The following is a 9563-nucleotide window of genomic DNA, read 5'->3' as shown; positions in this document are numbered from 1 at the left end:
TTAGCGTGGGTCATGAGCGGGTTCTTTCGTGCGGATGGGTTGTTGAGGAACTTCCATCCTGCGGGGTAGAGCCCGCTCACCTCACATCAGCCCACCGCTCGTGCCAACAACCTCATGCCCCACAACACCTAGGATGATGCGCATGGGCAGAGCGATCATGATCATCGGCGCGGGTGCACTGGCAGTGGGCGTCATCATCTACGCGCTCATCGAGTGCGCGCAGTCGGAGAAGTACACGGTGCGCGCGATTCCCAAGGGCGCGTGGCTGCTGGTGATCCTGCTCCTGCCCGTCGTCGGCGCCCTGCTGTGGCTCTTCTTCGGCCGCCCCCGCAACGACGCCGCCCGCGAGCCGGCGCGCGGCCGCGGCCCCGACGACGACCCCCAGTTCCTCCGCAACCTCGAGGAGCGCCGCCGGCAGCAGGAGCGGGCCCGCAGGCTCCAGGAGTGGGAGAACGAGCTCAAGCGCACCGGCCGCTCCCCCCACCGGCACGACGCCGCCGGGGGCGATGACGCCGGGAACGGCACCGCCCGGAACGATCCGCTCGACCCCGCCGATCCCCGGTTCGAGAGCCGCGGCCCGGGGCGCCCGGAGAGCCCCGGGGACCCGGCGGAGGACACCGGCAACGACCCCGAGCCCCCGCACGGCAGCTCCCCCTCCGCGGAGCGGTAGCCGGTCCGGAACCACCGCTCCCGGGACACCCGCGAGTCCCTACGGCAACGAGCCCGCCCCCGCACCGAAGTGCGGGGGCGGGCTCGTCGTCCGAGGGGTGGGGCGGCGTCGTCGTCCGGGGAGCGCGGCACCCGCGCCACCGGAGGGACTCAGCGCGCGGGGCTCACAGGCCGGAGTAGGAGTGCAGGCCCGGGAAGAGCGTGTTGACGATGGTGAAGTTGAAGACCACGCACATGTACCCGGCGATCGAGAGCCACGCGGAACGGTTGCCGTTCCAGCCGCGGGTCACGCGGGCGTGCATGTAGGCGGCGTAGACGGTCCACACCACGAAGGTCCAGACCTCCTTGGTGTCCCAGCCCCAGAAGCGGCCCCAGGCCTGGTCCGCCCAGATGGCGCCGGCGGCCAGGGTGAAGGTCCAGAACACGAAGCCGACGGAGTTCAGGCGGAACGCGAAGTTCTCCAGCGTCACGGAGTCCGGGACGGCGCGCAGGAAGCCCATGCGGGACTCCTCCCCCGCCGCCAGGCGCTTCTCGCGGCGGGACTGCAGCAGCTGCAGCACGGCCATGGCGAACGTGATGGTGAAGATCCCGGAGGCCGCCACGGCAATGGAGACGTGGATGATCAGCCAGTAGGACTGCAGCGCGGGCTGCAGCGGGGACACCGGGGTGGGGAACGCGATGGTGGCCAGGCACAGCATGATGAGCACGAGCCCGGAGACCATGGGGCCCACGAAGCGCAGGTCCTTGAAGACCAGGGTGACCAGGTAGACGCCCGAGACCACGAGCGCGCCCGTGCTGCAGAACTCGTACATGTTGGCCCAGGGCACACGGTCCGCGGCGATGCCGCGGGAGACCACGGCGAACGCGTGCAGCAGGAACGCGATGACCATGAGGGTCACCGCCACCCGGGCCGCGGGGCGGCGGGCGTTGCGCCGGTAGTTCAACGACTCGAACTCCCCGGCGCCCCTGGTGGAGTTGTCCGCGGTCGTGCGGAACTCGCCCGGAGCGGCGTCGGCCGCCGCCGTGGCGCGGACGGACCGCCCGGAACCCGGGTGCTCGGCGCCCGCCGCCGAGGAGCCGACGGCGCCGGCTCCCACGAGCTCCCTGGCGTCCTCCTGCTGCGCGGCCGCCCGCTTCTGCGCGCGGCGCTGCTCCTGCAGACCAAGGGTCTTGGAGTGGGAGGCCATGTCCCACACGAACGCCACGAACACCACCATGTAGGTCATGGCGGCCAGGAGCATGAACCACTCGCTCCAGTTGCCCAGAGTCACATTGATGTCGCTACCCATTGCCTCACGCCTTATCCGACGAATTCAGGTGGTACTCCCGCACGCCGCGGTCCTCCCACAGTGACGTCCACAGACCGGTCAGTTTCTCCGCCTCCGCGCCCAGGCGGTGGTCCTCGCCACGCGCCAGGAGTCCGTACTCCAGCACAGTACACCGCACCCCGTTGGCGTCCTCCGTCTCGGTGGCGCGCACCCAGGCCCGGCGGCGGGCGATGAACAGGCTCATGATGAGCCCAGCGAACGCCACCAGGAAGGAGATGAACGCGGGGATGCGCCCGGGGTCGCTGTGGATGTCCAGACCCACGTAGCGCTTCACGTCCAGGAACTCCACGCTGCCCTTGCCACCGGGCAGCTGCGCGGTGCGGTGCTGGCCGTCCAGCAGGAGCGGCCCGTTGCCGGAGGACAAGGAGTTGAGCTCGGTGAGGTGCTGGGTGTCCAGCACGTACACGTTCTGCGGCTGGCCGCTGTCCAGGCCCAGGTCCCCGGAGAACGAGGACAGGAGCAGGGCGGGGTTGTTCAGCGCCGGGTCCACGGACTTGGGAATCTGCCCCTCCTGGGACACCGCCGTGGGCAGCAGGAGCCCCGCGAAGCCCAGCTGGTCCGGCTGCGCGTCCGGGACCTTGAGGGTGAGCGAGGACGTGTACACGGAGTCCGAGGGGACGGTGACCACGGGGCCCTCGTAGGCCACCTTGCCCTCGCCGTCCTTGACCCGAACCACCGGGGCGTAGCCGTTGCCCACCAGGTACACCTTGGTGCCGTCCACGTTCAGGGGCTTGTTCACCGCGAGGTGCACGTCCTGCGGCTGCTCCCCCGGGCCCTCCCGGACGGTGAGGTCCGCGTTGAAGTCCGTGGGCTGGCCGTAGTGCTCGGGGTCGGAGGTGTCCCGGTTGAAGGTGGCCTCGAACGATGTCAGCTGCACCGAGAACGGGTTGAGGGAGTCGGGGTTGAAGTTCGTGCCGGGGTTGAAGGAGTCGTAGTCCACCAGGGTGTTCACGAAGGACTCCCCCTCCACCACGATCTTCTGGCCCTTGTACCCGAACAGGGAGCCGATGGCCACGGAGATCAGCACCGCGAGCAGCGCCACGTGGAAGAGGATGTTCCCCACTTCCTTGATCATCCCGCGCTCCGCCGCGACCGACGGCGCGGCAGAACCCAGGTCCTGCGGCTGCACCCGGTAGCCGCGCTTCTTCAGGGCCGCCGCCGCCTGCTCCACGGCCTCCGTGGGAGTGGGCCCCGCGGCGCCGTCGCGCCCGCCGAGCATGACCTTGCGGTACTGGGGCAGCCGCGAGATCCGCTGCGGGGTGCGCGGGGGCTTGGAGCGCCACGCCTTGAAGTGCTGCACCGCGCGCGGGATCACGCAGCCCACGAGGGAGATGAACAGCAGGAGGTAGATCGCGGAGAACCAGTAGGACGAGTAGACGTCGAAGAGCTGCAGCCGGTCCAGCCAGGGCCCCAGGGTGGGGTTGGCCCGGATGTAGCCGGCCACCTCGTCCGGGTCCTGCACACGCTGGGGGAACAGGGAACCCGGGACCGCGGCGATCGCGAGCAGGAGCAGCAGCACCAGCGCCGTGGACATCTTGGTCAGCTGCCGCCAGGCCCACCGCAGCATGCCCACGGGTCCCAGTGTCGGCAGCTCCACGTCCGGGCGCTGCGCCTTCCGCTCGCGCGGGGTACGCGCCTTGGTCATATCGGCATCACCCAATCGGTTACGAATTCGGACTGGATCCAGGAGACCAGTGCGGACCACACGCCCGTGGCCATGGCCAGGCCGATGAGCACGAGCACCGCTCCGCCCACGCGCTGCAGCGTGAGGCGGTGGCGGCGGAAGAAGGACATGGCTCCCACGCCCCGGCGCAGCGCCAGGGCGATGAGGACGAAGGGGATCCCCAGACCCAGGCAGTACGCGAGCGTCAGCACCACGGCCTTGCCCGTGGAGACACCGTCCACGTACGCGAGGGCCTGCACGGCGGCGAACGTGGGCCCGATGCACGGCGCCCAGCCCAGCCCGAACGTCATGCCCAGCACGGGCGCGCCCCACAGGCCCGGGGGCGGGCGGCGCTCGATCTTGCGGTCCCGCTGGAACCACGAGAGACCGCCCAGGAACACCACGCCCATGAGCACCACCAGGATCCCCAGCACCACCATGATCCACTGCTGGCCCAGGAACCAGGCGAACGCACCCAGCTGGGCGAGCACCACGGACATCAGCACGAACACCAGCGAGAACCCCAGCACGAACAGCAGCACGCCCCAGAAGATCCGGCCGCGCCTCTGCTCCCGCAGGTCCACGCCGGTGAGACCGGTGATGTAGCCCAGGTAGCCGGGAACCAGGGGCAGCACGCACGGTGAGGCGAAGGAGACGAAGCCCGCGAGCAGGGCCACGGGCAGCGCGGCAATCAGGGAGCCGTCGAGGATGACCTCGGCGAAGGGATTGCCGTTCATGCGGACTCGGCCACCGTGTCCTTGATGAGCGCGTCCAGCGTGGACTTGTCCGCCTTGCCCAGCACGCGCGCGGCCACCCGGCCCTGGGAGTCGAGCACCAGGGTGGTGGGCACCGCCTGCGGGGGGACGTAGTCGCTCAGGGCGAGCAGCACCGCGCCGTTGAGGTCGGTCGCGGAGGGGTAGGTGATCGTGAAGTTGCGCTCGAAGGCCTCGGCGGTGGCCTGCTGGTCCCGCAGGTTCACGCCCATGAACTGCGCCTCGTCCCCGTGCTCCGCGTGCAGCGCCGCCAGGTCGGGGGCCTCCGCGCGGCACGGGGCGCACCCGGCGTACCAGAAGTTCAGCACCACGGGCTTGCCGCGCAGGCTCTCGGCGGTGACCGTGCTGCCGTCGTACATCGCGGCGTCGAAGGTCACGGGCTCCTTGCGCTGGTCCGGTGCGTACTCGCTCACGGAGCCGTCACCGGCCACGTACCCCTTGTCGCCTCCGGCATTGGCCTGCTCGGCGAGGTCGTCGTTGCCGGACGAGCACCCGGTGAGCGCCAGGCCCAGGGCCGCCACGACGGCGACGACGCCCGTGCGCACCCGCGTGCGGGCGGCGGGCCGGGAGGAGGAACGCGGAGAATTCACGAGGGCAGCACCTGAAGACGTCGTGGGTGGGGTGGACACCGATTATGAGCCGGGAAGCTGGTTGACACCTGGATAGAGGTGGGCCGCCGGTTCCCGGTAGGACACCGTGGGGACCTCGGCGGCGTCGACGTCCCGGAACGTGAGGGAGGTCAGGGACGCGAGGTTGCACTCGCGCCTGCGGGGGTCGTGCGGGAGGGGGCGGCCCTCAGCGGAGAGCCGGGTGAGCCAGATGGGCAGCTGGTGGGACACGGCCACGGCCTGGGCGCCGTCGCCACCGGCCCGCACGGCCTCGCGCGCGATCTCGCGCACGGCCTCCGCCATGCGTGCCACCTGCTGCCGGTAGGGCTCACCCCAGGACGGGCGCAGCGGGTTGAGCATGTGCGGCCAGTGCTGCGGTTTGGCCAGCTCCCGCCCGGTGACGTGCAGGCCCTCGAAGTGGTTCGCGGGCTCGATCAGCCGCTCGTCCGTGTGGACGCCCAGACCCAGCTCACGGGCCACGGGCCCCGCGGTCTCCCGGGTGCGGGTCAGCGGGGAGCACGCGAGGAACGCGATGCGCTCCCCCTCCTGCACGCGCTGGGCGAGGTCCGCCGCGGCGGCCTCCGCCATGCGGGCGCCCTTCTCGGAGAGGTGGTAGTCCGGCAGACGGCCGTAGACCACGTGCTCGGGGTTGTGGACCTCGCCGTGGCGCAGGAGGTGGACGGTTGCTGAAGGCATGGCTCCAGTGTCTCAAACCCGGCCGGGCGGCCCCAATCCGGTGGAGCGCGCCACGGTCCAGGCGCGCACCGCGGTCCGGGCGCGTGCCCCGCTCCGGGGGTGCACCGCGGTCGCTGTGTGCGCCTCAGTCCAGGACGGCCCGCAGCCGGTCCGGGTCGATCCGCCACCGGTCCCACGGGGCGCCGTCCACGAAGACCACGGGCACGAACTCGGCGTAGTCGCGCAGCAGGGCGGGGTCCCCCGTGATGTCCTGCTCGCGCACGGCGCTTCCGGTCTCCCGGCAGACCGCGGCCACCACGGCGCGGGCGTCCTCGCACAGGTGGCAGCCCGGCTTGGTCAGCAGCACGACCTCGTGGCGGGGTGGGCTGTCATGGCGCCCATGCTACGCACATGGCGAAGGCCCCGTTCCCAGCGGGGAACGGGGCCTGTCTCACGCGCGCCTACTTCTTGTTGCGGCGCTGGTGACGCGTCTTGCGAAGCAGCTTGCGGTGCTTCTTCTTGGACATGCGCTTGCGGCGCTTCTTGATGACCGAACCCATAGGATCCCTCACAGTTCTCTGGACAGTGTGTTTGCTGGTGCGGCGAGTCAACGCCACCCCGCCCCACGGAAGACAGGGGCAACATCCGATTAACGGCAAACTACCGTTTACCATACCGCGTGACCCCGCTCCGCCCGAAAACGGGCGCGGCCCGCCGCCGGCTCAGGCGCTCGCGCGGTCTGTCGCCTCGAACTCGTCCGGCCCGGGATCCCTCGCGTCCGTCGAGGACGCCCCGGGGGACTCCCCGGTGGACGACGACGCCGCGGTGCCCGCTCCCCGCGGATCGTGCGTGGTGGTGCCGGAGCGCTCCGGGTCCACCCCCGCCTCCTCGTACTGGTACTCGATGTGCTCGCGCACGAGCCGGGCCGCGAGCGTGCGGTCCCCCGCCTCCAGGGCGCCCACGATGGCGCGGTGCTCGGCCCGGATGCGGCTGGACGTGGTGCTCCACAGCGGCACGTGGCCCACGAGCGCCATCGTGTACTCGTAGATGGAGTCCCGCAGCGCGGTGAACAGGGCCACGTTCACCGCATTGCCGCTGGCCTTCACCAGGGCGATGTGGAAGCTGACGTAGAGGTCGTGGAACTGCTTGAGCCCCAGGTCCTCGCGGTCCATCTCCGCCATCACGGCCTGCAGCTCCGCCCGCGGGATGCTGCGCCGCTCCGCCTGCTGCAATGAGGCCGTCTCCAGCAGCACCCGGGACTCCACGATGTCCCGCAGCGGGTGCTCGGACGTGGCCATGTGCAGCTGCAGCGCGGGGCCGGCCGAGGCCGCGGGCTCACGCACCAGGATGGGGAGGATGCTGCGGTGCTGGCCCTCGAAGAGCTTCACGATGCCCTGCGCCTCGAGGATCTTCAGTGTCTCGCGCATGGAGTTGCGGGACACGCGGAAGATCGCGGCCAGGTCCTTGTCGGTCGGGAGCCGCTGCCCCAGCACCAGGTGTCCGTCGAACAGCTCGTTCTCGAGCCACTGCAGAACCTCTCGATGCGTTGCCATACACCCCACCCTAGACTCGACGGGTGAGCAACCGCCGCATGCCGCGGCCGGTGCACCCCCCGGGTTGTGTCACGATCCGGTATCCCTCAGATGATGCCCTGCGCCACCATGGCCCGGGCCACCTTGATGAACCCGGAGATGTTCGCACCGGCCACGTAGTTGCCCGGCATGCCGAACTCGTCCGCGGTGGCCGCGCAGCTCTCGTGGATCCCGCGCATGATCTCCTGCAGCCGCTCCTGGGTGTAGTCGAAGCCCCACGAGTCCCGGGAGGCGTTCTGCTGCATCTCCAGTGCGGAGGTGGCCACGCCGCCGGCGTTCGCGGCCTTGCCCGGCGCGAACAGCACGTCCGACTCCTGGAACATGTGCACGGCGTCCGTGGTGCAGGGCATGTTCGCGCCCTCGGCCACCGCCACCACGCCGTTCTCCAGCAGCGTCTTGGCCTGGCGGCCGTTGAGCTCGTTCTGGGTGGCGCACGGCAGGGCCACGGAGGCGGGGACGTCCCACACGGAGCCGTCGCTCACGTAGGTGGCGCTCGCGCCGCGGCGCTCGGCGTAGTCGCTCATGCGCCCGCGCTCCACCTCCTTGATCTGCTTCAGCAGCTCCAGGTCGATGCCCTCGGTGTCCACCACGTAGCCGCTCGAGTCCGAGGCGGTCAGCGCCCGGGCGCCCAGGGACTGCGCACGCTCGATCGCGTAGATCGCCACGTTGCCGGAACCGGAGACGACCACGTCCCGGCCCTCGAAGTCCAGGCCCTTGGTCTTGAGCATCTCCTCCGCGAACATCACCGCGCCGTAGCCCGTGGCCTCGGTGCGCACCAGGGAGCCGCCCCAGGACAGACCCTTGCCGGTGAGCACACCGGACTCGTAGCGGTTGGTGATCCGCTTGTACTGGCCGAACAGGTAGCCGATCTCGCGCCCGCCCACACCGATGTCACCGGCGGGGACGTCCGTGTACTCGCCGATGTGGCGGTACAGCTCGGTCATGAAGGACTGGCAGAAGCGCATGATCTCGGCGTCGCTGCGCCCGGAGGGGTCGAAGTCCGAGCCGCCCTTGCCGCCGCCGATCGGCATGCCGGTCAGGGCATTCTTGAAGATCTGCTCGAAGCCCAGGAACTTCACGATCCCCAGGTACACGGACGGGTGGAAGCGCAGCCCACCCTTGTAGGGGCCCAGGGCGGAGTTGAACTCCACACGGAAACCGCGGTTGATGTGCACGGTGCCCTGGTCGTCGGTCCACGGCACGCGGAAGATGATCTGGCGCTCCGGCTCGCAGATCCGCTCCACGATCGCGGAGTCCAGCAGCTCCGGGTAGCGGGCCACCACGGGGCCCAGCGACTCGAAGACCTCGTCCACGGCCTGGTGGAACTCGGACTCCCCCGGGTTGCGCGCCGTGACGATCTGTCGGATGGGGATCAGTTTCTCGTGCATGGCTCTCCTGCCGTCTTGGACTGTTCAGTGGATGGCGTCTCAGTCGCGGCGCGAACCGCGGCCCCGGCGCCGGAAACCCGTCAGAGTGGACAGCAGACCGCTCTGACGGCGGTGCGCCCCACCACGGGGACGCATCGGCTCCCCGTGCTCGGACACGGCCACCTGCTCGAACGCGTCCCGGGGTGCGACGCCGCCGGGCCCGCTCTCGGACGAGAGCCCCGGCTGCACCGTGGCGTCGGCACGGGCATCGTCCTCCACACTAGCGGCTGCGCCCCCGGGCTCCCCCTCGGCCTCCGTCACGGTCCCGTCCTCGGGGGCCTCCGGAGATGCCTCCCCGGAGTCCTCCGCGGCGACGACGGCACCCTGACCCTGCTGCACGACGGCACCGTCCTGCGCCTCCGACTCCGTGGAGGCCGGCGACTCGTCTGCCATGGGCTCCGAGCCCTCACCCGTCGTCCACGATCCGGTGACGGCGGCCGTCTGCCCGTGGGACGGCCCGGTCGTCTCGGTCTCCGCGGTGGTGGCCTCCGGGTCGGCGGTCTGCGTGTCCGCGGCCTCGGCCTCGGGCGCAGCCCGCTCCGTCACGTCGGTGACCTCGGCGGCGAACCACGGGACGGGCTTCTCGCTGGTCAGCGGCTCCGGAGATCCGGGGGCCTCCTCCTCGGGCGTCACCGAGTCCTCACGCTCGGCCGGTTCCAACACGTCGGCCTCGTGCTCGACGGAGGGCGCCGTGGCCGCGGGGCGCTCCGCAACGGGCTCGGCGGCAGCCGCAGGCTCCGTACCGGCGGGGACTGTGGCAGCGGCGTCGGCGGGAGCCGACTCGGAGGCGCTGGACCGCGAGGCGGCGGACGGGGTGGCGTGCTGCGG

Annotated in this window: 10 protein-coding genes and 1 pseudogene; 1 reads left to right on the top strand and 10 read right to left on the bottom strand. The window is 70.8% G+C overall.

Going from position 1 to position 9563, the window contains the following annotated elements:
- Positions 1–142 precede the first annotated feature (142 nt).
- Positions 143–670: a PLDc N-terminal domain-containing protein gene (locus CWC38_RS12420; protein ID WP_240625195.1), complete on the top strand. Its 528-nt coding sequence runs from the start codon at positions 143–145 to the stop codon at positions 668–670.
- A gap of 163 nt (positions 671–833) precedes the next feature.
- On the opposite strand, the gene ccsB is transcribed toward CWC38_RS12420, so the two are convergent.
- The 10 genes and pseudogenes from ccsB to CWC38_RS12120 form a co-directional block, all read right to left on the bottom strand.
- Complete coding sequence (gene ccsB / locus CWC38_RS09490) at positions 834–1958, bottom strand: c-type cytochrome biogenesis protein CcsB (protein WP_240625194.1); 1125 nt, start codon at positions 1956–1958, stop codon at positions 834–836.
- Positions 1959–1962: 4 nt separating this feature from the next.
- Positions 1963–3642 (bottom strand): cytochrome c biogenesis protein ResB, encoded by a 1680-nt coding sequence (resB, locus tag CWC38_RS09485; RefSeq protein ID WP_121846515.1) that lies wholly within the window; start codon positions 3640–3642, stop codon positions 1963–1965.
- The gene (locus CWC38_RS09480) at positions 3639–4397 is read right to left on the bottom strand and encodes a cytochrome c biogenesis CcdA family protein (protein ID WP_121846514.1); all 759 of its coding nucleotides are present in this window, start codon (positions 4395–4397) and stop codon (positions 3639–3641) included. The genes resB and CWC38_RS09480 overlap by 4 nt, the downstream gene beginning before the upstream one ends.
- Positions 4394–5023 carry a TlpA family protein disulfide reductase gene (locus CWC38_RS09475; protein ID WP_165860387.1) on the bottom strand — a complete coding sequence of 210 codons (630 nt, stop codon included), beginning with the start codon at positions 5021–5023 and terminating at the stop codon, positions 4394–4396. The genes CWC38_RS09480 and CWC38_RS09475 overlap by 4 nt, the downstream gene beginning before the upstream one ends.
- A 42-nt stretch (positions 5024–5065) precedes the next feature.
- Positions 5066–5737, bottom strand: a complete 672-nt coding sequence (locus tag CWC38_RS09470) for a histidine phosphatase family protein (RefSeq protein WP_121846512.1) — start codon at positions 5735–5737, stop codon at positions 5066–5068.
- 124 nt (positions 5738–5861) lie between these two features.
- Positions 5862–6083: a glutaredoxin family protein gene (locus tag CWC38_RS09465; RefSeq protein ID WP_121846511.1), complete on the bottom strand. Its 222-nt coding sequence runs from the start codon at positions 6081–6083 to the stop codon at positions 5862–5864.
- Positions 6084–6177: 94 nt separating this feature from the next.
- Positions 6178–6276, bottom strand: a complete 99-nt coding sequence (locus CWC38_RS09460; protein ID WP_005504750.1) for a 30S ribosomal protein bS22 — start codon at positions 6274–6276, stop codon at positions 6178–6180.
- 162 nt (positions 6277–6438) lie between these two features.
- The gene (locus CWC38_RS09455; RefSeq protein ID WP_240625193.1) at positions 6439–7269 is read right to left on the bottom strand and encodes a FadR/GntR family transcriptional regulator; all 831 of its coding nucleotides are present in this window, start codon (positions 7267–7269) and stop codon (positions 6439–6441) included.
- An 86-nt stretch (positions 7270–7355) separates the two neighbouring features.
- Positions 7356–8696: an NADP-specific glutamate dehydrogenase gene (gene gdhA, locus CWC38_RS09450; protein ID WP_121846510.1), complete on the bottom strand. Its 1341-nt coding sequence runs from the start codon at positions 8694–8696 to the stop codon at positions 7356–7358.
- Positions 8697–8735: 39 nt separating this feature from the next.
- A pseudogene (locus CWC38_RS12120) lies at positions 8736–9563 on the bottom strand (hypothetical protein); the annotation flags it as partial.

Source organism: Kocuria tytonicola, from assembly GCF_003687455.1.
Classification (GTDB): Bacteria; Actinomycetota; Actinomycetes; order Actinomycetales; family Micrococcaceae; genus Kocuria; species Kocuria tytonicola.
This window is presented reverse-complemented; position numbering and strand designations above follow the sequence as displayed.